The sequence below is a fragment of the Caballeronia sp. AZ7_KS35 genome (genome assembly GCF_023631045.1).
GTDB classification, from domain to species: domain Bacteria; phylum Pseudomonadota; class Gammaproteobacteria; order Burkholderiales; family Burkholderiaceae; genus Caballeronia; species Caballeronia zhejiangensis.
Map to the genome: position 1 here is coordinate 58,379 of NZ_JALQDV010000047.1, position 24,182 is coordinate 82,560.

21 protein-coding genes are annotated in these 24,182 nt (G+C 64.2%); 10 read left to right on the forward strand and 11 right to left on the reverse strand.

All coding sequences use genetic code 11. The features are described 5' to 3' along the window. Positions 1-9: 9 nt before the first annotated feature. The 3 genes from NCT05_RS29120 to NCT05_RS29130 form a co-directional block, all read right to left on the reverse strand. The gene (locus NCT05_RS29120) at positions 10-1,593 is read right to left on the reverse strand and encodes a GMC family oxidoreductase (RefSeq protein ID WP_008346081.1); all 1,584 of its coding nucleotides are present in this window, start codon (positions 1,591-1,593) and stop codon (positions 10-12) included. Positions 1,594-1,629: 36 nt separating this feature from the next. Then, entirely contained in the window at positions 1,630-2,271 is a 642-nt protein-coding gene (locus NCT05_RS29125) for a twin-arginine translocation signal domain-containing protein (protein ID WP_008346083.1), read from the reverse strand. Positions 2,272-2,344: 73 nt separating this feature from the next. Beyond that, positions 2,345-2,743 (reverse strand): VOC family protein, encoded by a 399-nt coding sequence (locus tag NCT05_RS29130; protein WP_008346085.1) that lies wholly within the window; start codon positions 2,741-2,743, stop codon positions 2,345-2,347. Between the two features lie 304 nt (positions 2,744-3,047). Between NCT05_RS29130 and NCT05_RS29135 the strand changes: the two genes are divergently transcribed. The 3 genes from NCT05_RS29135 to NCT05_RS29145 are packed head-to-tail and all read left to right on the forward strand — an operon-like array spanning position 3,048 to position 7,995. Further along, the gene (locus tag NCT05_RS29135; protein WP_008346087.1) at positions 3,048-4,334 is read left to right on the forward strand and encodes an MFS transporter; all 1,287 of its coding nucleotides are present in this window, start codon (positions 3,048-3,050) and stop codon (positions 4,332-4,334) included. A gap of 24 nt (positions 4,335-4,358) precedes the next feature. Further along, complete coding sequence (locus tag NCT05_RS29140; RefSeq protein WP_250503796.1) at positions 4,359-6,773, forward strand: glycoside hydrolase family 31 protein; 2,415 nt, start codon at positions 4,359-4,361, stop codon at positions 6,771-6,773. A 31-nt stretch (positions 6,774-6,804) separates the two neighbouring features. Continuing rightward, a complete protein-coding gene (locus NCT05_RS29145) occupies positions 6,805-7,995 on the forward strand; it encodes a porin (protein WP_250441612.1) in 1,191 nt (396 codons plus the stop codon). Between the two features lie 11 nt (positions 7,996-8,006). Here the strand turns inward: NCT05_RS29145 and NCT05_RS29150 are convergent, their stop codons facing one another. Continuing rightward, on the reverse strand, positions 8,007-9,569 hold the full coding sequence (locus NCT05_RS29150; RefSeq protein WP_175980314.1) for a glycerol-3-phosphate dehydrogenase/oxidase: 1,563 nt from the start codon (positions 9,567-9,569) through the stop codon (positions 8,007-8,009). A gap of 1 nt (position 9,570) precedes the next feature. Beyond that, positions 9,571-11,094 carry a glycerol kinase GlpK gene (glpK, locus tag NCT05_RS29155; protein WP_175980313.1) on the reverse strand — a complete coding sequence of 508 codons (1,524 nt, stop codon included), beginning with the start codon at positions 11,092-11,094 and terminating at the stop codon, positions 9,571-9,573. Between the two features lie 224 nt (positions 11,095-11,318). Between glpK and NCT05_RS29160 the strand changes: the two genes are divergently transcribed. Together NCT05_RS29160 and NCT05_RS29165 are read left to right on the forward strand one after the other, a co-directional pair. Then, positions 11,319-12,086, forward strand: coding sequence for a DeoR/GlpR family DNA-binding transcription regulator (locus NCT05_RS29160; protein ID WP_008346095.1), 768 nt, complete (start codon positions 11,319-11,321; stop codon positions 12,084-12,086). A 99-nt stretch (positions 12,087-12,185) separates the two neighbouring features. Further along, positions 12,186-13,109: a DMT family transporter gene (locus tag NCT05_RS29165; RefSeq protein ID WP_250503798.1), complete on the forward strand. Its 924-nt coding sequence runs from the start codon at positions 12,186-12,188 to the stop codon at positions 13,107-13,109. A gap of 3 nt (positions 13,110-13,112) precedes the next feature. On the opposite strand, the gene NCT05_RS29170 is transcribed toward NCT05_RS29165, so the two are convergent. Then, positions 13,113-14,855, reverse strand: a complete 1,743-nt coding sequence (locus NCT05_RS29170) for an IlvD/Edd family dehydratase (protein WP_250503800.1) — start codon at positions 14,853-14,855, stop codon at positions 13,113-13,115. Between the two features lie 325 nt (positions 14,856-15,180). On the opposite strand from NCT05_RS29170, the gene NCT05_RS29175 reads away from it, so the two are divergent. Genes NCT05_RS29175 through NCT05_RS29190 form a run of 4 tightly spaced genes read left to right on the forward strand, consistent with a single transcriptional unit; the run spans position 15,181 to position 18,851 of the window. Beyond that, positions 15,181-16,287, forward strand: a complete 1,107-nt coding sequence (locus NCT05_RS29175) for a sugar ABC transporter substrate-binding protein (RefSeq protein WP_250503802.1) — start codon at positions 15,181-15,183, stop codon at positions 16,285-16,287. Further along, positions 16,287-17,297: an ABC transporter permease gene (locus NCT05_RS29180; RefSeq protein WP_008346099.1), complete on the forward strand. Its 1,011-nt coding sequence runs from the start codon at positions 16,287-16,289 to the stop codon at positions 17,295-17,297. Before NCT05_RS29175 ends, NCT05_RS29180 begins: the two co-directional genes overlap by 1 nt. Beyond that, on the forward strand, positions 17,297-18,088 hold the full coding sequence (locus tag NCT05_RS29185; RefSeq protein WP_008346100.1) for an ATP-binding cassette domain-containing protein: 792 nt from the start codon (positions 17,297-17,299) through the stop codon (positions 18,086-18,088). Before NCT05_RS29180 ends, NCT05_RS29185 begins: the two co-directional genes overlap by 1 nt. 19 nt (positions 18,089-18,107) lie before the next feature. After that, a complete protein-coding gene (locus tag NCT05_RS29190) occupies positions 18,108-18,851 on the forward strand; it encodes a FadR/GntR family transcriptional regulator (RefSeq protein ID WP_250503803.1) in 744 nt (247 codons plus the stop codon). Between the two features lie 254 nt (positions 18,852-19,105). Here the strand turns inward: NCT05_RS29190 and NCT05_RS37050 are convergent, their stop codons facing one another. Then, positions 19,106-19,519, reverse strand: a complete 414-nt coding sequence (locus NCT05_RS37050; RefSeq protein ID WP_350029144.1) for a hypothetical protein — start codon at positions 19,517-19,519, stop codon at positions 19,106-19,108. Between the two features lie 40 nt (positions 19,520-19,559). On the opposite strand from NCT05_RS37050, the gene NCT05_RS29195 reads away from it, so the two are divergent. Beyond that, positions 19,560-20,468, forward strand: coding sequence for a lipopolysaccharide biosynthesis protein (locus NCT05_RS29195; RefSeq protein WP_175980308.1), 909 nt, complete (start codon positions 19,560-19,562; stop codon positions 20,466-20,468). On the opposite strand, the gene NCT05_RS29200 is transcribed toward NCT05_RS29195, so the two are convergent. Genes NCT05_RS29200 through NCT05_RS29215 form a run of 4 tightly spaced genes read right to left on the reverse strand, consistent with a single transcriptional unit; the run spans position 20,461 to position 24,126 of the window. Then, the gene (locus NCT05_RS29200; protein ID WP_250503804.1) at positions 20,461-20,781 is read right to left on the reverse strand and encodes a Rieske (2Fe-2S) protein; all 321 of its coding nucleotides are present in this window, start codon (positions 20,779-20,781) and stop codon (positions 20,461-20,463) included. The genes NCT05_RS29195 and NCT05_RS29200 overlap by 8 nt on opposite strands. Further along, positions 20,778-21,596 carry an intradiol ring-cleavage dioxygenase gene (locus tag NCT05_RS29205; protein ID WP_250503805.1) on the reverse strand — a complete coding sequence of 273 codons (819 nt, stop codon included), beginning with the start codon at positions 21,594-21,596 and terminating at the stop codon, positions 20,778-20,780. Before NCT05_RS29205 ends, NCT05_RS29200 begins: the two co-directional genes overlap by 4 nt. Further along, positions 21,593-22,648: a maleylacetate reductase gene (locus NCT05_RS29210; RefSeq protein WP_250503806.1), complete on the reverse strand. Its 1,056-nt coding sequence runs from the start codon at positions 22,646-22,648 to the stop codon at positions 21,593-21,595. Before NCT05_RS29210 ends, NCT05_RS29205 begins: the two co-directional genes overlap by 4 nt. 14 nt (positions 22,649-22,662) lie before the next feature. Beyond that, positions 22,663-24,126, reverse strand: coding sequence for an aldehyde dehydrogenase family protein (locus tag NCT05_RS29215; RefSeq protein WP_250503807.1), 1,464 nt, complete (start codon positions 24,124-24,126; stop codon positions 22,663-22,665). Positions 24,127-24,182 lie beyond the last annotated feature (56 nt).

Consider the following 24,182-nt stretch of genomic DNA (forward strand, 5'->3'; position numbering starts at 1 on the left):
GCAATCACGTCAAACCCTGCGCTGCTTCATCTGGCCGGCGATGTAGTCGGCCTGACGGATCGCCAGCGTGACGATGGTGAGCGTCGGGTTTTCCGCCGCGCCCGTCGTGAACTGGCTGCCATCGGAGATGAACAGGTTCGCCACTTCGTGCGTCTGGCCATGCGAATTGCAGACGCCGTCGGCGGCTTTCGCGCTCATGCGCGCGGTGCCGAGATTGTGCGTCGACGGATACGGCGGCACGAGATACGTCGCCTTCGCGCCCGCCGCTTCGTACACCGCGCTGCCCTGCTTGTACGCGTGCTGGCGCATCGCTTCGTCATTCGGATGATCGTCGAAGTGGACGTTCGGCACCGGCAACCCGTACTGATCCTTCACGTCGGTGTTGAGCGTGATGCGGTTCTGTTCGCGCGGCATGTCCTCGCCGACGATCCACATGCCCGCCGTGTACTGATACTGATCCATCGCCGCCGCGAAGTTCGGCCCCCACGAGCCGGGGTCGAGAAACGCCGCATAGAAGGGCAGCCCGAGCGAAAGCGTCTCCATGTGATAGCCGCCCGCGAAGCCGCGCTTCGGATCGAACACGGATTCATCCTCGATGATGCCGGCCATCGTCGTGCCCTTGAACATCTCGACCTTGTCGTTGAACACGCCGTAGACCGAGCCTGTCGTGTGCCGCATGTAGTTGCGGCCGACCTGGCCCGAGCCGTTCGCGAGGCCATCGGGGAACTTGCTGGACTGCGAGTTGAGCAGGAGCCGCGGCGTCTCGATCGCATTGCCCGCCACCGCGACGACGCGCGCCCTCTGCCGTTGCAGCTTGCCGTCCTTGTCGTAATAGACGACGCCCGTCGCCTTGCCGCGCGCATCGTGCTCGATCTTCACGACATGCGATTGCGGGCGCAATTCCATGCGGCCCGTCGCCTGCGCGCGCGGCAGTTCGGTATAGAGCGTCGACCACTTCGCGCCCATGCGGCAGCCCTGAAAGCAGAAGCCGCGCTGAAAGCAGTGCGTGCGATCGTCGCGGACCGTGCTGTTGATCGCCATATGGCCGGTGTTGCACTCCTTGTAGCCGAGCTTCGCCGCGCCCGCCGACATCACTTTGAAGTTGTTGTTGCCCGGCAGGCCCGGATTGCCGTTCGTGCGCGTGACGCCCATCTTCTTTTCGGCGCGGTCGTAGTAGGGATCGAGCTCCGCGCGCGTCACCGGCCAGTCGAGCAGATTGGCGCCCTGCACGTCGCCGTAAGTCGTCTTGGCCTTGAACTCGTGCGGCTGAATGCGCAGGCTCGCGCCCGCCCAGTGGACCGTCGTGCCGCCCACGGTCTTGCAGATCCACGCGGGCAGGTTGGGGAAATCTTTCGCGACGCGCCAGTTGCCCGATGTCGTGCGATTGTCGAGCCATGAAAGCTGCTTGAACGCGCTCCACTCTTCCGTCGCGAAATCGCCTTGCGTGTGCATCGCGCCTGCTTCGAGCACGACCACGTCGACGCCCTTCTGCGCGAGTTCGTTGGCGAGCGTCCCGCCGCCCGCGCCCGATCCGATGATCACCACGACGTGATCGTCGTTGTGCCTGAACTGCACCTTGTTGTCCGTGTACATGTCTGTCTCCGTTTTCCGTCGGATCGCTCGAATGGGTTAGCTGTCTTTCGGAATCGGACCGCTGTTCGCGAGAGGCGGATCGGGCAGCCATGACAGGTTGTTGAAACCCTGATAGAGATAGCCGCCATCGCCCTTCGATGCGCCATAGCCGAAGTGCTGATACGCCAGCGCGTTGCTGTACAGGGACACGACGGCCGTGCTGCGTACGGTGTTGAAGAACGGCGTGCCCGCGAGCGCGGCGACGTCCTGCGCCTTGTCGTTCGCGCCGCGCCTCGTCCAGTCGGAGCCGGCTTTGGCGTCGAGCTGCGCGACGCCGTCGGCGAGTTGCTGGCGCACGGCGGGATCGGCTTTCGCCTTGGCGTCGAGATCCTTGACGACGAGCGCGTAGACGGCGTCATCGAGTGTTGCGTGCGGATAGATCTGTCGCGTGACTTGCAGCAGCACTTCGCCCTGATGCGTGTCGAGCCCCTGCATTTCGAGCGCCCAGACGCGGCTCGGCGCGAGGCTCGCGAAGATCGAGGTCGCCGCGATGGTGCCGACCAGCACGCCGGTGCCGCGCAGAAATTCGCGTCGCGTCAGTGCGATGTTCGGTGGCGCGGCGATGTCGTCGTGGTCGTGATGCTCTTCACCGTCGTGCGCGCGCCGCTGCGCGACGATCGGGATGATCGTGTCTCGCATGTCTCTCTCCTTGTGGGGCACTGCAACAGCTTATTTATGTGTGTGGTCCCGCGTGATGCCGCTGACTATCTGACTATTCGTAATGTCCATGCCGTTCGAGAACTTCGATCTTGTAGCCGTCCGGATCCTGAATGAAGAAGTAACGCGCGATGAGCGAGCCGTCGTCGTTCTTGAATTCGCGCACATCGTTGGGTGAGAGACCGAGGCCGATCAGACGCTCGCGCTCCGCCTTCGCATCCGGCACGCTCACCGCGACGTGGCCGTAGCCGTCGCCATGTGTGTATGGCTCGGCGCGTCCCTTGTTCCAGGTGAGTTCGAGCTCGGCGTTGGTTTCGTCGTTGCGCAGATAGGCGAGCGTGAAGTCCGGAAAGTCCAGCCGGTGCGCGACGCCGAGATCGAAAGCCTTCTCGTAGAAATCGAGCGAGCGTTGCAGGTCCTGCACGCGAATCATCGTGTGAATGAGCTTTGACATGAGCGCCTCCCCCTTTTTAGTGAAGTTTAGGAAGCCGCGCGCGCAAAGGGTAATGGCCGGTTAAATCGGGCGTAGGCGTTTGCCCGGGGCTTGCGCATTGGCTCGACGCCACATGATCGCAAACGAACATCCGAACGCTGAAACGAAACTATTTGTCGCAATTGAGATAAATTTCGGTCGCCGAGAGTAGGATTGAACCGGCTTTTCGATGCCGAACGTTCGAATTCGATCATCGCGATAGCCGAACAGAAAGGGCACGGCGCGCCGCCGCTCATCGCCCGTCGAGAACAACGGAGACTCAATCTTGAAAACAGTCATCGGCTTGCGCTGGTGGATCATCGCGCTCGTCTGCGCGGGCACGATCGTCAACTATCTTTCGCGCAACGCGCTCGGCGTCATGGCCGCCGAGCTGAAAACGCTCATGAACATGAGCACGCAGCAGTATTCCTATGTCGTCGCCGCGTTTCAGGTCGGCTATACGATCATGCAGCCGGTGTGCGGACTCATCATCGATGTAATCGGACTGCGGCTCGGCTTCGCGCTGTTCGCGTGCCTCTGGTCCGCGACCGGCATGGCGCACGCGCTCGCCGGCGGCTGGGTGTCGCTCGCGGCGCTGCGCGGACTCATGGGCCTCTCGGAAGCCGTCGCGATTCCGGCGGGGATGAAGGTCGTCGCCGAATGGTTTCCGAATCGCGAGAAGTCGGTCGCGGTCGGCTACTTCAACGCCGGCACGTCGCTCGGCTCGCTGTTCGCGCCGCCGCTCGTCGTCTTTCTTTCGCTGCGCTACGGATGGCAAAGCGCGTTCGTCGTGACCGGCGCGATGGGCTTCGTCTGGGCCGCGTTCTGGTACTGGCTGTATCGCGGGCCGCGCGAGCATCCGAAGATCGGCGAGCAGGAGAAGAACGCGATCATCGAAGGGCAAACGCCCGTGACGAACCGCCCGGGCGAGCAACGCCGCATCCGCGAAGTGCTCGGCACGCGCCGCTTCTGGGCCATCGCGCAGGCGCGCTTTTTCGCCGAACCCGCGTGGCAAACCTTCAGCTTCTGGATTCCGCTCTATCTCGCGACCGAGCGTCACATGGACCTCAAGCAGATCGCCATGTTCGCGTGGCTGCCGTTTCTCGCCGCCGATCTCGGCGGGCTGTTCGGCGGCTATCTTTCGCCGTTTCTGATGAAGCGTTTCCGCGTGCCGCTCATCGCGTCGCGCATCGCGGGCGTCGTGCTCGGCGCGTTCATGATGATCGGGCCCGCGTGCATCGGGCTCGTCGCGTCGCCGTATGAAGCCATCGCGCTGTTCTGCGTCGGCGGCTTCGCGCATCAGATGATCTCGGCGCTCGTCAACACGCTCGCCGCCGATGTCTTCGAGCCCGGCGAAGTCGGCACCGCCGCGGGCTTCGCGGGCATGGCGGCGTGGATCGGCGGACTGGGCTTTTCGCTCGTCGTCGGCGCGCTCGCGGATTCGGTGGGCTTCACGCCGCTCTTCGCCGCGCTCGGCGCGTTCGACCTGATCGGCGCGGCGCTGCTCGTCGTGCTGATGCGCGGCGTGACGAGCGACGCGAATCCGCCCGGCGCGGCGCATCGGGCCGCCTGAGATCGAATGAACGGGAGACACATCATGGCCAACTTGAAGAATCGTCCGCGTTTCGCGATTTCGGAGCGAACGGACAACCGCGTCGCGCTGAGTTCCGCCGATGGCGCGGGCATCGAACTGTTCGTCCTCGCCGATGACATCATCCGCGTGCTGGTCTTGCCGCACGGCGAACTGCGCGGGCCGCGCACCTGGGCGATCGCGCCCGGACAGGACGACGTGCCGCTCGAAGGACGCGACCGCTACGATACGAGCGGCTTCGCGAGCGCACCGTTCACGATGTCGGACGATGACCAACACGTCGTCATCGAGACAGCGATGATCCGCTTGACGATTGCGCTCGACGGCGGCTTCTGCTCGTGGCAAATCGTGCGCGACCGCCAGTGGCATCACGTCATGAACGATCGCAAGACGCAGGCGTACAACTTCGGCTGGTGGGACGAGCGCGTGTATCACTACATCGCGCGCAAGCCGGGCGAAATGTACGTGGGACTCGGCGAACGCGCGGGTTCGCTCGACCGCGCGAATCAAAGCTACGAGATGCGCAACGTCGATGCGATGGGCTACAACGCCCGCACGACCGATCCGCTCTACAAGCACATTCCGTTCTACGTGACGTGGCAGCCGGAGACATCGACGGGCTTCGGTCTCTTCTACGACACGCTCGCCGATTGCCGCTTCGACATGGGCCGCGAGCTCGACAACTATCACGGGCACTATCGGCACTTCATCGCGGAGCACGGCGATCTCGACTATTACTTCATCGCGTCGCCCGACACGCCGCTTCACGCCGTGCGCCGCTTTACATGGCTGACGGGTCGTCCCGCGTGGATGCCGAAGTGGGGCCTCGGCTACTCCGGCTCGACGATGAGCTACACCGACGCCCCCCACGCGCAAAAGCGCATGGCCGAATTCATCGACCGATGCCGCGAGCACGACATCCTGTGCGATTCGTTCCATCTTTCGTCGGGCTATACGTCGATTGGCGGCAAGCGCTACGTGTTCAACTGGAATCGCGACAAGTTTCCCGATATCGACGGTTTCGTGACGAGCTATCTGCGCGAAGGCGTGCGGCTGTGTCCGAACATCAAGCCGTGTCTGCTGCGGGATCACCCGCTGTTCGAATCCGTCGCCGATGCCGGTCTCCTGATCGAAACGCGCGACGGCGAACCGGCGTGGGTGCAGTTCTGGGACGAAGTCGGCGCGTATCTCGACTTCACGAATCCGCGGACCATCGACTGGTGGAAAGCGCGCGTGAAGGAAAGCCTGCTCGCGCACGGCATCGCCGCGACGTGGAACGACAACAACGAGTTCGAAATCTGGAGCGCGGATGCAATCGCGCGCGGCTTCGGCGAGCCGTTTCCGGCGCGCGAGGCCAAGGTCCTGCAGACGCAACTGATGATGCGCGGCTCGCGCGACGCGCAGCGCGAACATGCGCCCGGCGTGCGGCCGTTTCTCGTATCGCGCTCGGGCGGCGTCGGCATGCATCGATATGTGCAGACGTGGTCGGGCGACAACTACACGTCGTGGGACACGCTGCGCTTCAATCTCAAGATGGGCCTCGGTCTCGCGATGTCGGGCGTGTCGAACAGCGGACATGACATCGGCGGCTTCGCGGGGCCCGCGCCGGATCCTGAACTGCTGTCGCGCTGGGTCGCGTTCGGCATCTTTCTGCCGCGCTTTTCCATCCACTCATGGAACGACGACGGCACCGTCAACGAGCCTTGGATGTATCCGCAAACTACCAATCTCATCGCCGGTCTCATCAAGCTGCGTTACCGGCTTATTCCGTACCTGTACCAACTGCTGTGGCGATCGCATCGCGCGTACGAACCGGTGCTCCGTCCGATGTTCGCCGAATTCCCCGACGATCCGCTCTGCCTCGAAGACGGCGACGACATGATGCTCGGCTCGTCGCTGCTCGTCGCGCCGGTCGTCGAGGCGGCGCAAAGCGAGCGACGCATCCATCTGCCGAAGGGCGCGCGCTGGTCGTCCTACTGGAGCGGCGAAGTCTTCGACGGCGGCCAAACGGTCACGCTGCCCGCGCCGCACGATCGCCCCGTCATGCTGATCCGCGAAGGGCATGTGATTCCGCTGAACATCGCGGAGCAGCACTTCGCGCGTCCCGCCGATGAACGCGCGTTCATCGCGTTGCCTTGCGCGGGCGCCGGCGTCGCGCGCGGCGATTGCATCGAAGACGACGGCGAAACCGAAGCGTGGCGCGACGGCGTGCACGGGCGCTGGCGCGTCGTCATCGAAAGCGATGCGCGAAGCCTGCGCATCGCGATAGAACGCCACGGCGCGATGCCACGCGTACAGAACGAAGTCCGCGTGAGCGTGCCTGCATCGGATACGCGCGTCGCGACCTGCGCGACGGGCGAGCTGGCCGGCGAGCGCATCGCGGACGGCTGGCGTCATATCACGCTGCGTCTTGCAGACTGAGCCTCAACACTTCACGGGAAAGTAATCAGCAATGAAGTCCTTGAATCGCGCACGGACGCGCGCAGGCGTCCTCACGTCCATTTCTCTCGCCGTCGCCCTGTTCAGCGGCACGGCGACGGCCCAAAGCAGCGTCACGCTCTACGGCGTCGTCGATAACGCGTTCGCGTATGTCAGCAACCAGCGCGGGCAGTCCAACGTCTACATGAGCCAGGGCAATCTGCAGGCGAGCAAGTTCGGGCTTCTCGGCGCGGAAGACCTCGGCGGCGGCACGAAGGCGATCTTCCGGCTCGAAAGCGGCTTCAATTCGCTGACGGGCGCGCAAGCCAGCGCAAACGCGATGTTCAATCGTCAAGCCTATGCGGGCTTGAGCCACGAGCGTTACGGCACGCTGACGCTCGGCCGCCAGTACACGCCTTACTTCAGCATGGTCGGCGCGCTCGGACCGACGGGCGTGCTGACCGGCGCGACCGGCGCGCATCCCGGCGACGTCGATGCCCTCGACACCACGCTGCGCTTCAACAACGCGGTCACGTATGCGTCGCCGGTGATCGCGGGTCTCGCGTTCAGCGTGCAATACGCGCTCGGCGGCGTGCCGGGCAGCATCGCGAGCGGCAGCAACTTCAGTGCCGCGCTTCGCTACGACTACAAGCCTTTCGCGATCGCGGCGGGCTACGTGAAGCTGAAAGACATCGCGACCAGCCCGGCGCTCGGGAGCTTCGCGATCAACTCGCCGGTGAACAACGGCTACGCGAGCGCACAAAGCGCGCAACTGATCGCGGCGGCGGCGCGCTACACGTACAACGATCTGATGCTCGGCCTCAACTATTCCAACGTGCACTATGCGCCGGGCTCGCGCTCGCTTTTCGCCGATGAAGCCGTGTTCAACAGCTACGGCGCCATCGCCACTTACCGGTTCACGCCCGCGGTGAATGTCGCGGCGGGCTACAGCTACACGCGCGCGAGCAGGGCCAACGGCATCGGCGATGCGGCGCAGTATCACCAGATTTCGTTCGAGGAAACGTACAGCCTGTCGGCGCGCACTACGTTCTATGCGCTGCAGGCGTATCAGCACGCGCGGGGTCAGTCGCTCATCGCGTCGGGCGGAACGGGCGGCGTGGCGATTGCGAATGCCGTGGCGGTCGTCGGCGATTCGCAGAACGCGTCGCCTTCGTCGGGACCGTCGCAGTTCGTCGCGATGGTCGGCATCCGGCACGCGTTCTGATCGACGCGCCGCTACGACAGCATCCAGGTTCGCGCGAACGCATCGAAACGCGCGATTTCCTCCGCTTGCCATTGCGCGCCGTGCCCGAGTTCTTCGGCCATGATTCTGGCGACTTCGGGCGCGGCATCGCGGGCGGCGGCGGCATCGAGAAACAACGCGCGATTGCGCCGCGCGAGCACATCCTCGACGCAGCGCGCGAGTTCGGCCCGCGCCGCGAAGCGCGTCTGCGCCTCGGTCAGGCCGCTCGCCTTCACCAGAACGTTTTGCGCGCCCGGCAGACGATCGATGATTGCCCCATCGGAACCGTAGTAGCCGTGTTGCTCCGCCGTCGATCCATGCAGCGGCAACGACGCCGTTCGGCACGGCGCAGCGCTCAGCAGTTGCTTCGAGACGGCGAGATCGATCACCTGCTGCGCCATCAGACGGTACGTGGTCCACTTGCCGCCCGTCACGGTGATCATGCCGGTCGCGTTCATTTCGATGGTATGTTCGCGCGACAACGACGCGGTCGATGCCGCGCCGTCACTCTTCACGAGCGGACGCAGCCCCGCCCATACGCTCAGGACATCGTCGCGCGTCGGCTTGACGGACAGATAATCGGCAGCCGTCGCGAGAATGAAATCGATGTCCTCGTCGCTCGCGCGCGGATCGAGCGGCAAGTCGTGACGCGGCGTGTCGGTCGTACCGACTATCGCGTGACCGTGCCACGGCACGATGAACAGCACGCGCCCGTCCTGCGTCTTGGGCACGAGGATCGCGCTATCGCTGCGCAGGAAGCGGCCGGGCAAGGTCAGATGCACGCCCTGGCTCGGCGCGACGATCGGGCGCGCGCCGGGCTCGGCCATCGCGCGGATCGAATCGACCCAGACGCCCGTCGCATTGACGACGCAGCGCGCGCTCACCGCGAACCGGTCGCCGCTTTCGACGTCCTCCACCTCCAGCCGATGACGCCCCGCCGCGCGATCGAACTGCACGCCGCGCACCGCCGCATTGTTCAGCGCGACGCCACCGAGATCGAAGAGCGTGCGCATCAGCGTGATGGCGAGACGCGCGTCGTCGAACTGGCCGTCGAAATAAAGCGTGCCGCCGCGCAGCGCGTGACCGTGCAGCGATTCGGCGAGCATCGGCGATTTCGCGCGGGTTTCGGCGAGATCGAGGCTGCGGCTCGCGCGCAGGTTGAGCGAGCCCGCGAGCCAGTCGTAGATCTTGAGGCCCGCGCCGTACGTCAGCTTGTCGCCGAGCCGGTACGCGGGAACGATGAAACCGAGCGCGTGCACGAGATGCGACGCATTGCGCGCGAGCAGTCCGCGCTCTCGCAACGCTTCGCGAACGAGCGGGATGTTGCCCTGCGCGAGATAGCGCACGCCGCCGTGCACGAGCTTGGTGGCCTTGCTCGATGTGCCCTTCGCGAAGTCGCGCGCTTCGAGCAGCAAGGTCCGATAACCGCGCGACGCCGCATCGACGGCCGTGCCGAGACCGCTCGCGCCGCCGCCGATCACGACGACATCGAAGAACGGCGTCTGATCTGTTTCGCGCAAGAGCGCCGCGCGTCCGGATGGCATGTTCGTTTTCATGTCAGACCGTGGAAAGCGGTTCTTCGGCGGGATGTTCCCAGGCGCGGGCGCGATCGATCGCGCGATGCCAGCGCTCGATGTGCATCGCGCGTTCCGCCGACGCCATCGCGGGTTCGAACCGGCGCGCGGGCGGCCACGCGCTCGCGATTTCGTCGCGGCTCGACCAGAAGCCCGATCCGAGTCCGGCGAGGCAGGCCGCGCCGAGCGCGGTCGATTCCGTGACGCTCGGGCGCACGACGGGACGGCCGAGCAGATCGGCCTGAATCTGCATCAGCAGGTCGCTCTGCGACGCGCCGCCGTCCGCGCGCAGCTCGCTCACGGCGATGCCGGCATCGGCTTCCATCGCGTCGAGGACATCGACCGTCTGGAACGCGATGGCTTCGAGCGCGGCCCGCGCGATATGCGCGCGATTCGTCCCGCGCGTCATGCCGAGCAGCGTGCCGCGCGCGTAGGGATCCCAATACGGCGCGCCCAGACCCGCGAATGCGGGCGCGAGCACGACGCCTTCGCTCGACGAACATTGCGCGGCGAGCGCGCTGATTTCCGCCGCGCTTTCGATGAACCCGAGACCGTCGCGCAGCCACTGGACGATCGCGCCGCCCATGAAAACCGCGCCTTCCAGCGCGTAGGTGCGCTGCCCGCCGAATTCCCAGCCGATCGTGGTCAACAGCCGATGCCGCGATGCGACCGGCTGCGCGCCTGTGTTCATCAGCATGAAAAGGCCGGTGCCGTAGGTATTCTTGACGAGGCCCGGCTCGACGCAGCCCTGCCCGAAGGTCGCGGCCTGCTGGTCGCCGGCGACGCCTGTGATCGGAATCGGCGCGCCGAACAACGCGGCGTCGGTATGGGCGATCGCTCCGCTCGATGCCACGACTTCGGGAAGCACGGCGCGCGGGATATCGAAGAGCGCCAGCAGCCCGTCGTCCCATGCGCCTGCGCGGATGTCGAAGAGCGCGGTGCGCGCGGCATTCGATACATCGGTTACGTGGCGGCGGCCTGCGCTCAGTTGCCAGAGGAGCCAGCTATCGACGGTGCCGAACGCCAATTCGCCGCGGCACGCGCGCGCGCGCAGGCCGGGCGCGCTGTCGAGCAGCCACGCGAGCTTGGTCGCGGAAAAGTATGGATCGATGCGCAAGCCCGTCTTTTCTTCGATGAGCGATTCCGCGCCGGATTCGATCAGACGGGCGCAATGCGCGGCGGTGCGGCGGTCCTGCCAGACGATCGCGGGTCCGACGGGCGCGCCCGTTTGCCGGTCCCAGAGCAGCGTGGTTTCGCGCTGATTCGCGATGCCGATGGCGGCGATATCCGAAGCCCGCGCGCCGGCCTTCTGCATCGCTTCGTGCGCGACGGCGAGTTGCGACTGCCAGATGTCGGCGGGATCGTGCTCGACCCGCCCCGGCTGCGGATAATGCTGCGCGAACTCCCGCTGCGCGCTCGCTATCACGCTGCCCGAATGGGCGAACAGCATCGCGCGGGAACTGGTCGTGCCCTGGTCGAGGGCAAGGATAAAACGTCGCTGGCTCATGCGGCCACTCCAGACAGCCGGTTCGGAGAATGTTCGAATACGAATCTGAATATTCGTTTTCAACCATCGTAGCATCGCGTGGCGCCGACGGAAAGATGGCGGACGCACTGTTCGAGCGCATGTGAACCGGCAATTTCAGAGCCGGCGTTGGTCGGCGGCGGCTTTCGTCGTACACTGCGCGCATCCGATAATTTTCATTTTTTTGCGATTCCGAGCAGCTTTCGATGACATCCGACCAAGCACTGAACGGCAGGCAGCGCGCGCTGCTGGATCGCGTCGCCCGAGACGGCTTCGCGACCATCGAAGACCTCGCGGCGCAATTCGACGTCACACCGCAGACGATCCGGCGCGACGTCAACTGGCTGTCCGATCGGAACCTGCTGCGCCGATATCACGGCGGCGCGAGCGCGCTGACGAGCTCCGAGAACGCCGCGTACACGGCGCGTCAGCAGATGTTTCTCGACGAGAAGCGTCGCATCGCGAGGCGGGTCGCGGCGGAGATTCCGAATCACGCGACGCTCTTCATCAATCTCGGCACGACGACCGAGGAAGTGGCGCGCGCGCTGCGCCAGCATACGGGCCTGCGCGTCATCACGAATAACCTGAACGTGGCGAACATTCTCGCGGACGAGTCCGACGCGGACCTGATGGTCGCGGGCGGCAAAGTGCGCGCGCGCGACAAGGGCGTCGTGGGCGAGCAGGCCGTCGACTTCATCCGGATGTTCAAGGTGGACTTCGGGATCATCGGCATTTCGAGCATCGAGGAAGACGGCACGCTTCGGGACTTCGACATCGCGGAAGTGCGCGTGGCGCAGGCGATCATCGAGCAGTCGCGCACGGTGTTTCTCGTTGCGGATCATTCGAAGTTCGGCCGCGCCGCGCTCGTGAAACTCGGGCATCTCAGCCAGATCGACGCGCTCTTCACCGACGCCCCGCCGCCCGAATGGATCGCGGAAAGTCTCGCCGATGTCGCCGTGCATGTCGCGGATTAAGGCGACGCGATCGGCGAACGGTCCTTGTCGTCCGCAGCGTCGCGGACACTACAATCGGGTACTTTGACAGCATCCGCTTACAAGCACGGGGACGCGAACATGGCGCAAGCGCCGCACATCGGCCGGAAGGAAGACCGCAGCACGCACAACGAACGCCGCTGGCTCACGACCGGCGGTCCGATTCTCTTTCTGCTGCTCTGGTCCGCGGGCTTTCCGATTGCGAAAACCGGCCTGCATTACGCGTCGCCGCTGACGTTTCTCGCAATACGTTTCGCATTGAGCGTCGGCGTGCTGCTCGCGGTATGCGCCGTGAAGCGTCCGAAATGGCCGCGCAACGCGCGCGCGTGGCTGCATCTCGGCGTCGTCGGCTTTCTCGTGCAGGTGATGTACTTCGGACTGAGTTATCTGTCGATGACCGCGGGCATCGCGACGTCCGTGCTCGCGCTGATCGTGTCGTTGCAGCCGATTCTCGTCGGCGTGCTCGCGCCGAAGTTCGTCGGCGAACGCATCGGCGTGCGCAGATGGATCGGCTTGCTGCTCGGGCTCGCGGGCGCGGCCGGCGTGATCGTCGCGCGCGGGCCGCTGCATGCGGAATCGCTCGGTCCGGTGCTGATGGCGATCGGCGCGCTCGTCGGCATCACGGCCGCGATGCTCTATGAAAAGCGCCTGGGGACCGCGCAAGATCCGGTGACATCGAATCTCGTGCAATACAGCGTCGGCTTCGTGTTTTGCGCGCCGATGGCCTTGCTCTTCGAGCACACGCAAGTGCAATGGACGCCGACATTCATCGCGACGCTCGCGTATCTCGTCGTCGGCAATTCGCTGATCGCGATCACGCTGCTGCTCGCGATGACGCGTGCGGGCAAGGTCTCGCAGGTCGCGTCGCTGTTCTTCTTCGTGCCGCCGGCAGCCGCCGTGCTGTCGTACTTCTTTCTCGACGAAGTGCTGCCGAGGACCGCATGGTATGCGATGGGCGTCGCCGTGCTCGGCGTCGCCATCGCCACATGGAAGCCGCGCAGATAGCGGCTAGTGCGAATGCTTCGGCACTTCCGCGCCACGGCATCCGACGAGAAAGTCGAAGTCGCAACCTTCATCGGCCTGAAGAACGTGCTCGACGTACAGCTTGCGATAACCCGTTTTATCCTCGGGAATCTCGCTCTTCGCCGCGTTCCACGCATCGAGGCGCGCGCGGATTTCATCGTCGCCGATGTCGATGCGTAGCACGCCGTTGTCGCAATCGAGCTCGATCCAGTCGCCATCGCGCACGATCGCAAGCGGCCCGCCCGCGCGTGCCTCGGGCGCGACGTGCAGCACGACGGTGCCGTACGCCGTGCCGCTCATGCGCGCATCCGACACGCGCACCATGTCCGTCACGCCTTGCGCGAGCAGCTTCGGCGGCAAGCCCATGTTGCCGACTTCCGCCATGCCCGGATAACCCTTCGGCCCGCAATTCTTCATGACGAGCACGGAGTCCGCCGTGACATCGAGATCGGGATCGGCGATACGGTGCTTGTAGTCGTCGAAGTTCTCGAACACGACCGCGCGCCCGCGATGCTTCAGCAACGCAGCCGTCGCCGCCGACGGCTTCAGCACCGCGCCATTCGGCGCGAGATTGCCGCGCAGCACGCACAATCCGCCATCGGCGACGAGCGGCTTGTCGAGCGGGCGAATCACTTCGTCGTTGTAGAGCGGCGCTTCCTTCACGTTCTCCCACAGCGTGTGGCCGTTCGCGGTGAGTGCATCCGGATGCGGAATCAGGTTCGCTTCGCCGAGACGCCGCAAGACGGCGGGCAAGCCCCCGGCGTAGTAGAACTCTTCCATCAGGAAGCGGCCCGAAGGCTGCAAATCGACGAGCGTGGGCGTGCCGCGACCGATGCGCGTCCAGTCGTCGAGTTCGAGCTTCACGCCGATGCGCCCCGCGATCGCCTTCAAATGAATCGCCGCATTCGTCGATCCGCCGATCGCCGCGTTCGCACGAATCGCGTTTTCGAAGGCCTCGCGCGTGAGCAGCTTGGACAGACGCAAATCCTCGAGCGCCATTTCGACGATACGCATGCCCGACAGATGCCCGAGCACATAGCGACGCGAATCGACCGCCGGAATCGCGGCGTTGTGCGGCAGCGTGACGCCGAGCGCTTCGGCCATGCACGCCATCGTCGATGCAGTGCCCATCGTGTTGCAGGTGCCCGTCGAGCGCGACATGCCCGCTTCCGCCGACATGAACTCGTGAATCGAAATCTTGCCCGCCTTCACCTGCTCGCTGAGTTGCCATACGACCGTGCCCGAGCCGATGTCGCGTCCTTCGTGCTTGCCGTTCAACATCGGTCCGCCCGAGACGACGATCGCGGGCACGTCGCAGCTCGCCGCGCCCATCAGCAACGCGGGCGTCGTCTTGTCACAGCCGACGAGCAGCACGACCGCATCGACGGGATTGCCGCGTATCGCTTCCTCGACGTCCATGCTCGCGAGATTGCGCGTGAACATCGCGGTGGGACGCAAATTCGATTCGCCGTTGGAGAACACCGGAAACTCGACGGGGAACCCGCCCGCTTCGAACACGCCGCGCTTCACGTGCTCGGCGAGCTTGCGGAAGTGCGAATTGCACGGCGTTAGTTCGGACCACGTATTACATATGCCGATGATCGGCTTGCCCGCGAACTCGTGGTCCGGTATGCCCTGGTTTTTCATCCAGCTCCGGTACATGAACCCGTTCTTGTCGGCGGTGCCGAACCACGCGGCCGAACGGAGCTTGGCTTTTGGGGCGCTCATGGCTTTGATCACTTGATGGGAAAGACCTATAAATAGCATGACTATATCGATGGGGCGTACCGGGAAAACGCTAATCGCCACGTCAAAACACTCTGCATATAGTTTGTCTATTGAAGTCAGCGCGCGGGCTTCGTCGTCCCAATTACTAGTTCAAAACGCCGCGCTCTCGAATCGCCCTCTCGCACTGTTCGCACGGTCATCCGCAACGCTTCGTTCTTTCATCGATGAAAGCCGCGTGTGTATGACGTGCCGTGAAACCCAGTATCTGACAGCGATCGACGATGAGTCGACCCATCGACCAACGAAGAAGAGACCGGAGGAACACATGGCGCAGAATCGGGATGACGACGCAAACGACAGCAAGCTCATCAGCGCGGGCCGGCGCGGCATCATGCAGGGCGCGGGACTCGGCGCGGCGCTGTCGCTCCTGGGCGGCGTGACCGGTGGCGGCGGTTTGATCTCGTCCGCGCAGGCGGCCGAAGCGGCGTTTCCGCAGCACAAGAAATGGAAGATCGTGTTCGTCAATCATGTGACGACGAACCCGTTCTTCGTGCCGACGCAATACGGCATTCAGGATGCGTGCTCCATGCTCGGCATGGACTATCAGTGGACCGGCTCGGCCACGTCCGACGCGGGCGAAATGGTGCGCGCGGTGAATTCTGCGATCGCTGCGAAAGCCGATGCGATCGCCGTGCCGATCGTCGATCCGAACGCATTCGACAAGCCCATTCAGGCCGCGCTCGACGCCGGCATTCCCGTATTCGCTTACAACGCCGATGCGCCGCGCGGCAAGACGAATCCGCGGCTCGCTTACATCGGACAGGATCTGTATCTGTCGGGTTATCAGATGGGCGAGCGAATCGCCAGCATGATCGACAGCGGCATGGTCGCGCTTTTCATCGCGACGCCGGGACAGTTGAACATTCAGCCGCGTCTCGACGGCGCGAGCGATGCGATCAAGAAATCCGGCAAGAAGATCGACATTCAGACCGTTGCGACGGGCGCGACCGTCAACGAAGAACTGTCGAAGATCAAGTCGTTCTATCTCGGGCATCAGGACCTGAAAGGCATGTTCGCAGTCGATGCCGGCAGCACGCAAGGCGTCGCGCAAGTGATGAAGGAATCGAACCTGCCGTCGAAGGGCGTGCATGGCGGCGGCTTCGATCTGTTGCCGCAGACGATCCAGCTCATCCACGAAGGCTTCCTCGATTTCACCATCGACCAGCAGCCGTATGTGCAGGGCTTCTACACGGTGATGGAAGCGTTCGTGTTCCTCGCGTCGGGCGGGCTCGTCGGGCCGGCGAACATCAATACCGGTCTCAAGTTCGTGACGAAGGATACGGTCGAGCCGTATCTCAACACGTCGACGCGTTATGAAGGCAAGACCACCAAGCCGCAAATCGTGCCGATGAAAGGGGCCATCAAGTCCTGATGAACACAGTGAACGAACCCCGTAAAGCAACGACGCCCGCGCGGATCGCCAGTCCGCGCGGTGCGTGGGCGTCGCATTGGGCGCCGGAGTTGCGCATCCTCCTCGTGGCCGTGCTGCTCGCGGCTTACTTCCAGTTCATCAACCACGACTTCCTGTTCAGCAACGCGAGCCTCGTCAACCTTTCGCAGTATGTCGCGCCGGTCGCGATCATCGCGTTCGGCGAGATCATGCTGATGATCGGCGGCGACATCGATCTGTCGGCGGGCATGGTCTTCGCATTCGCGCCGTTCATGATGGTGTTCGCGAACGAAGCGGGCGCGCCGATGTGGCTCGCGGTGATCGCGGGGCTCATCGCCGCGGCGATCATCGGCTTCGTGAACGGCGCGGTGACGGTCTTTCTGCGCCTGCCTTCGTTCGTGACGACGCTCGGCACGCTCTTTCTCATCAACGGCATCACGCTGACCGTCTCGCGCGGCACGCCCGCCGCGACGCCGGGCTCGCCGGAATTCGCCGCCGTGATGGGCGCGTGGGGCTATAGCGAGATCATCTGGACCGTTGCGATCGCGTTCGTCATGCATGTGCTGTTGCGGCATACGCGCTGGGGTCTGCACACGCAGGCGGCGGGCGCGAATCCGCTCGGCGCGAGCGAAGCGGGCATTCATGTGAACCGGCTGCGGCTCGGCAATTTCGTGCTCGCGGCGGTGCTCGCCGGATTCACGGGCATTCTCGAAAGCTTTCGCATCACGTCGATCGATCCGCAAGCGGGCGGCAATCAGATCATGTTCCTCGCCGTGGCCGCTGCCGTGATCGGCGGGACGCCTTTGACGGGCGGCTCGGGCACGATTGTCGGCGGACTGCTCGGCGCGGCGGTGCTCGGCATTCTGAGCGATGGCTTCACGCTCATCGGCATCAACGCGTTCACGTTCAACATCATTCTCGGCGCCGCGATTCTCGCAGCGATGATCTTCAATATCCACATCGGCCGCATTCGCCGCAAGGGAGCACGGTGATGGCAGACCCGCAAGCAGCAGCCGCCACCGATCTCGCGCTGCGCGGCGACAAGCTCGTCAAACGCTTCGGCGCGGTGACGGCGCTCGACGGCGTGTCGCTTACGCTCGGCCGTGGCGAGATTCTCGGCATTCTCGGCGACAACGGCGCGGGCAAGTCGACGCTCGTGAAGATTCTCACGGGCTTTCATCAGCAGACGAGCGGCACGCTGCATGTGCACGGCGAGGAAACGCTGCTGAAGTCCGTCGATCATGCGCGCGCGCTCGGCATCGAATGCGTGTATCAGGACCTTGCGCTCGCGAATTCGCTGTCGATTTATCACAACATGTTCCTCAATCGCGAGATCGTGCGGCGCGGTCCGTTCAGGCTCGTCGACCACAAGCAGATGCGCGAGCGCGCGGCGCAATGTCTCGAGGATATCGGCGTACATGTGCCTTCGGTCGATCTGCCGGTCGAGCGTCTGTCGGGCGGTCAGCGTCAGGCGATCGCGGTCGCGCGCGCGGTGCATTCGAACGCGAAAATCCTGTTGCTCGACGAGCCGCTCGCCGCGATGGGCGCGCGCGAGGCCGCGCTCATCATCGATCTCGTGATGCGTTTGAAGGAAAAGGGCGGCCTCTCGATCATCATGATCATGCACAACTATGCGCAGACGCTGGACATCGCGGATCGCATCATGTTGATGCAGCGCGGCCGCGTGACTTACGAGCAGCGCAGCGCGAACACATCGGTCGCGGAACTGATGGATATCGTGAGACGGGAATATCGGGCGATGCGCGCGACGACCGCTCAATAGCCGTTTCGAGCTGCGCGTCATGGATTACCGCAACCCCAAGCAACGCAAGAGCATGCACGGACGCATCGTGCAGGAGCTCGGCATGCAGATCGTCAGCGGGCGCATTGCGCCGGGCGAGCGTCTGCCCGCCGAGCCCACGCTCTGCGAAAGCTACGGCGTGAGCCGTCCCGTGCTGCGCGAAGCGACGCGCGTGCTCGTCGCGAAGGGGCTCGTCGTATCGAAGCCGCGCGTGGGCAGCGTCGTGCGCGCGCGCGACGAATGGCACATGCTCGACCCCGACGTGCTCGTCTGGACCATCAACCATCTTCCCGAAGGCGAGTTCTTCCGCTCGCTGATGACAGTCCGCCAGATCATCGAACCGGCCGCCGCCGCGCTCGCGGCCATCTCCGCGACGGATGACGACATCGCGCGCATCGGCGCTGCGTATGAGCGCATGGAAGGTGCGCAGACCGCCGCCGATCTGCTCGTTCCGGACCTCGAGTTTCATCGCTCGATCATGGCGGCCACGCACAACGACATGCTCGCGTATATCGGCAACATGCTGTCGCTCGCGCTCAGCGAGTCGATCAAGCTCACGAGCCGCCACCCGAATACGCACGCGCTGTCACTACCGCGTCACAAGGCGATCTTCACCGCGATCGCGAACCGCGATGCGCTCGCGGCGCGTCAGGCGAGCGTCGTGCAGCTCGACAACGCACGCGCCGACGCCACGTCCATCCTCGGCGGCGCGGCGCTCGAACCGGACCGTCCCCTCTCCGGGTAAGTTTTCCCGATCTTTCGCGTCGTAACGTTTGCATCGGACGAAATTCGTTCAAGTCCCGTTCATCCCTGCCGTAAACCCTATTGAGACCGGCTTCGACGCGGTCTCCTCTTCGCCCCACGTGTCCGGCAGCGCCCTCTTCCGGACGGCTCACCGGGGTTAATCGACAAGCATTCCACCGTTCCTGCGTCCGACGCGGGACGAAGGTCCGTTACCGGTCCGTCCGCGTTCGTCCGGACGACTCGCGCAACGTACGCCTACTTCGTGGAGATGGATGTCAGCCACTTAGTAATCCGTATTGAAATGACGAACTTCGCTCCGGCCTTCCGCTTCATCCGATTCAAGTCTATTGCGCTCGTTGCAGCGGTGAGCGTGTTGGTCGCCGCATGCGGCGGCGGCGGTGGCGGCAGCAGCGACAACGCATCATCGAGTAGCGCCGCGCAGAGCGGCAGCGCGTCGGCTTCTTCCGCGAGCGTGACGGGATCGGATACATCGCCATCGGGCACGGGGACGACCAAGCTCACGACGAGCCCGCCCGCCACCGCGAGCGACACCTCCGACGACACCGCGTCGAGCGGCACATCTTCGCCCACGGCCAGCGCGCCCGCTCCCGCGTCGAGCACGGATAGCACGAGCACCGATAACGCGAGCACCGGCAACACAGGCACCACGACGCCGACGCCGACGCCGTCCGCGCGACTCTTCTACGGCGTGAACGGTCACAACAATGAAGGCGGCGCCTACGATATCTCCAGCCCCGCGCTGCAGCTTTCGCAATTGCAGGATCTCGGCGCGAAGCTGTATCGCAACGAGGTCTATAGCCAGGGCACCGCGAACAAGCTCGCGGGCATCGCCGACATCATGGCGGCAGGCGGCGTCACCGTGTATCCGGTGATCCTGATGGATATCGCCACGTTCATCAACGAAACCGACGGCTACAACGCCGGTTTCGCGCTCGGCCAACAGACGGCGAGTTCGCGCCGCTATGCGTATTACGAGGTCACGAACGAGATGGAATCGGCGCTGCTGCTCGGCAATGTCGATGGCGTGCTTCCGTCGCAATACGATGCCGTCAAGTTCAGGATCCTGCGCGGCGTCATTCGCGGGATGATCGCGGGCATCAAGTCGGTCGATACGTCGGGGAAGATCATTCTGGGCGGCGGCACCTGGCTGCACTACGGCTTCGCGCAAATGCTCGCGGCCGGCACGGAGCCGGATGGCAGCACGGGGCATGAGGTCGTGAATTGGGACATCACCGCGTGGCACTGGTACTCGGACATGAACGACATCACCAACGCGTGCGGCGGCACGGGCTGTCACAACGTGCTCGCGGCGCTTCAGGCGCTCGGCAAGCCGATCTGGATCAACGAGGCCGGCGTGCGCCCGAACTTCGGCACCGATCAGCAGATCGCGGCATATCTCGTCGGCAACAAGATGTTGGCGCAGTTCGTCGCGCTCGCATCGACCTACGGCATCGAATCGGTTCAGACGTACCAACTCTACGACGATCCGGCGGGTCTTCCGGGCGGCGGCGCATACGGCTTGCTCGAGAACGACGGCCACACGCAGAAGGACGCCTATGCCGCGTACAAGAACTTCGTCGCGGCGCATCCTATGTGATGCTTTCGCCTTCGATCAGCACGCGGCCATTGTCGATGCGGATGGGTATGTGCCTGAGACTCGCGCCAAGGCATGGACCATCGACGCACACGCCGTCTTCGAAGCGAAACATCGCGCTGTGATGCGCGCACATCAGCAGCGCGCCTTCATAGGTCCAGAACGCGTCGGGCTCGTAGTTGAGCGGTACCGAGAAATGCGGGCAAACGTTGCGATACGCCCACGCATCGCCGCCGCGTCGCAGAACGAGAACCGATGGCGCGGCTTCGAAGCCGCCGCCATCGGGAATGTCGTCGAGCGCGCAAAGAACGTTCACGCGGGCTCCTTCACGAGCAGCGTGAAATCGCGCGCCACCTCGTAACCGCCCTCCTTCGCCACATACTCGATGACGAGCGAGCGCTTCACGCCGAACACTGCATCGGAGTTCACATACGGATCGTCGGACGAGTAGAGCGCGGTTGTCAGCGGCTCGTAGCCGTGTGCGTCGATACGAAAGTGGATGTGCGCGGGACGCATCGGATGACGTCCCGTAGCGACGAGCATCTGGCCGACGGGACCATCGGTCGGAATCGGATAGCTCGTCGGCTTGATCGAATGGAACGCGTACGCGCCGTCGGCATTCGTGCGAAAGCGCCCGCGCAGATTGCCTTCCGGCTGATCCGGGTCTTGCCCTTCGTACATGCCGTTCGGCGCGGTCTGCCAGACTTCGATCAGCGCATCGGCGACGGGCTTGCCGTTCACGTCGCCGACCGTGCCATAAAAGAAAACCGGCTCGCCATCGCTTTGCGCGATGTTCGCGCCGAACGCCGATTCCTTCACGCCATCGCGATAGAACGGGCCGAGCAGACTGCTCTCGGTCGCGGCTTCATCGTGATGCTGATTGATGTCGTCGAGCACGATGGAAAGCCCCAGCGTATCCGACAGCAGAATGAACTCCTGCCGGATGCCGTCGCACTTCTTGCCCGTCGCCGTGAGGAACTCGATGCCGCGTCGCCATTCGTCGTGCGTGAGGTTCACTTCGCGCGCGAACGCATGCAGATGACGCACCAGCGCGACGACGATCTCCTTCGTGCGCGCATCGGCGCATTGGCCGAAGGCGTCGGCGACGGATTGCGTGAGGTGTTCGTTCATGGTCGTCGTCCTTCGTAGGCCGCTTCGATCAGCGCACGCAGCGGCGCGCGTTCGACCGGACGCGGATTCCAGTACGGGCTTTTCAACGCGATATCGACGGCGATGTCGATATCGCTCTCCTTCATGCCGATGTCCTTGAGCGCGGTCGGCGCGCCGTTCGCCCGTGCGAGGTCGAATGTGCCTTGCGCGGCATCGTCGGCGTCCAATGCGCGAGCGATGCGCTTCATCGCGCCGGGCGCGGCATCGCGGTTATAGGCGAGCGCGTGCGGCAGCACGATGGTATGCGTTTCCGCGTGCGGCAGATTGAACGTACCGCCGAGCGTATGACACAGCTTGTGATGCAACGACATGCCTACGCTTCCGAGCACCGCGCCGCACAGCCAAGCGCCGTAGAGACAATCGCTGCGCGCATTCATATCCTCAGGATTCCGGACGACCTTGCCGATCCCTTGCGCGAGCGCGCGAATGCCTTCTTCGGCCATCAGGCTCACGATGGGATTCGCGTCCTGCGCGTACAGTCCTTCGGCAGCGTGCGCGATCGCGTTGATGCCGCTCGTCACTGAAAGCGACGCAGGCAGCGAGACCGTGAGTTGCGGATCGTAGATCACGGTTTTCGGCAGCACGCGCATGTCGCGGCCGGTCTTCTTCAAGCCGGCTTCGGTGAGGCCGTAGATCGGCGTCATTTCCGAGCCTGCGTAAGTGGTCGGCACGGCGAGTATCGGCAATGACGATGTCAACGCGATCGCCTTGCCGAGACCGGTCGTCGAGCCGCCACCGATGGCGATCGCGCAATCCGCGCCGATGCGCTCCGCATACTCCCGCGCCGCGCGCGCCGTTTCGACGGGAACGTGCATCACCGCTTCGGCGAACACGCCCGCCGCGCGATGTCCGATGCGTTCGGCGAGCGCTTCGGCCTGATCGCGTTGCGGAGGCGTCGAGAGAATGAGCGCGCGCCTTGCGCCCAGACGTTCGATCTCGCGTTCGACGTGTTCGATGCTTCCCGCACCGAACACGACGCGCGACGGCATGCCCTGATAAACGAACGATTGCATGATTTCGGGTGCGCTCAACGTGGATAGTAAGGCGGAATATTGGCGTCGACATTCACCCACACCGACTTTGCCTGAGTATATTCGCGCATCACTTCGAAGCCCATCTCGCGTCCGTATCCGCTCGCGCCGACGCCACCGAAAGGCGATCCCGGACTCACGCGCTTGTAGCAGTTGATCCACACCATGCCGCTCTTCAGTTGCCGCGCGAAGAGATGCGCGCGTTGCAGATCGCGCGTCCAGAGTCCCGCGCCCAGGCCGTATTCGGTGCCGTTGGCAATCGCCAGTCCTTCTTCATCCGATTTGAACGTGCTGACGGTGACGAACGGGCCGAACACTTCCTCCTGCGCGACGCGATCGGTCGGCTTCGCCTGCACGATGGTCGGTTCGACATAGCAGCCTTTCGCGAGCCCCGCGGCGTCCGGCGACTTGCCGCCCGCGAGCACGCGACCGCCCTGCTCCCGCGCGACATCGACATACGAAAGCACGCGATCGCGATGCATCTGCGATGTGAGCGGACCCATTTCCGTAGACGGATCGAGCGGATCGCCGATGCGGATCGAGCGCGCGAGCGACGTGAAGCGTTCGAGCAAGTCATCGGCGATGGATTCGTGCACGATCAGCCGCGACGCCGCAATGCACGCCTGCCCTTGATTATGAAAGATGCCGAACGCGGAACCTTGCACGACAGCATTGAGATTCGCGTCGCCGAACACGACGTTCGCCCCTTTGCCGCCGAGTTCGAGCTGCACTTTCTTCAGATTGCCGCTCGATGCCTGCACGATCTTGCGGCCCACCGCCGTCGATCCGGTGAACGCCACCTTGCCGATCTCCGGGTGCTCCGCGATGTATTGACCCGCGACGTGACCGAGACCCGGCAGCACGTTCACGACGCCCGCCGGAAAGCCGACCTCGGCCATCAACTGCGCGATCGCGAGGCTCGACAAGGGCGTGAGTTCGGCGGGCTTCATCACGACGCAATTGCCCGCCGCGAGCGCGGGCGCCATCTTCCAGCTCGTGAACATCAGCGGAAAATTCCACGGCACCACTTGTCCGACGATGCCGACCGGTTCGCGCGTCAGATAGTTGAGAAAGCCGGCTTCGACAGGAATCACCGAGCCTTCGAACTTGTCGGCCATGCCGCCGAAATAACGAAACGTCGCGGCCGTGCGCGGCACGTCGAGATTGCGCGTATCGCGAATCGGATGGCCGGTGTCCATCGATTCGAGGCGCGCGAGTTCATCGGCGTTCGCTTCGATCGCGTCGGCGAGTTTCAGGAGCAGGCGTCCGCGATCCGCCGCCGCCATCGCGCTCCACGCCGGGAATGCCTTTTTTGCGGCTTGAACCGCGCGATCGACATCCTCGCGGCCGGCCATCGAGACTTGCGCGATCTCGCTGTTGTCGTGCGGATTCAGTGTCGCGAGCGTTTCGCCGGACAGGGCGGCCACGAAGCGGCCGTCGATGAAGAGTTGCGTTTGCATGTCTTGCTCGTGTCGAAGATTGAAGACGAAGCGTTCCCCGCGACGCCTTTTTCAAG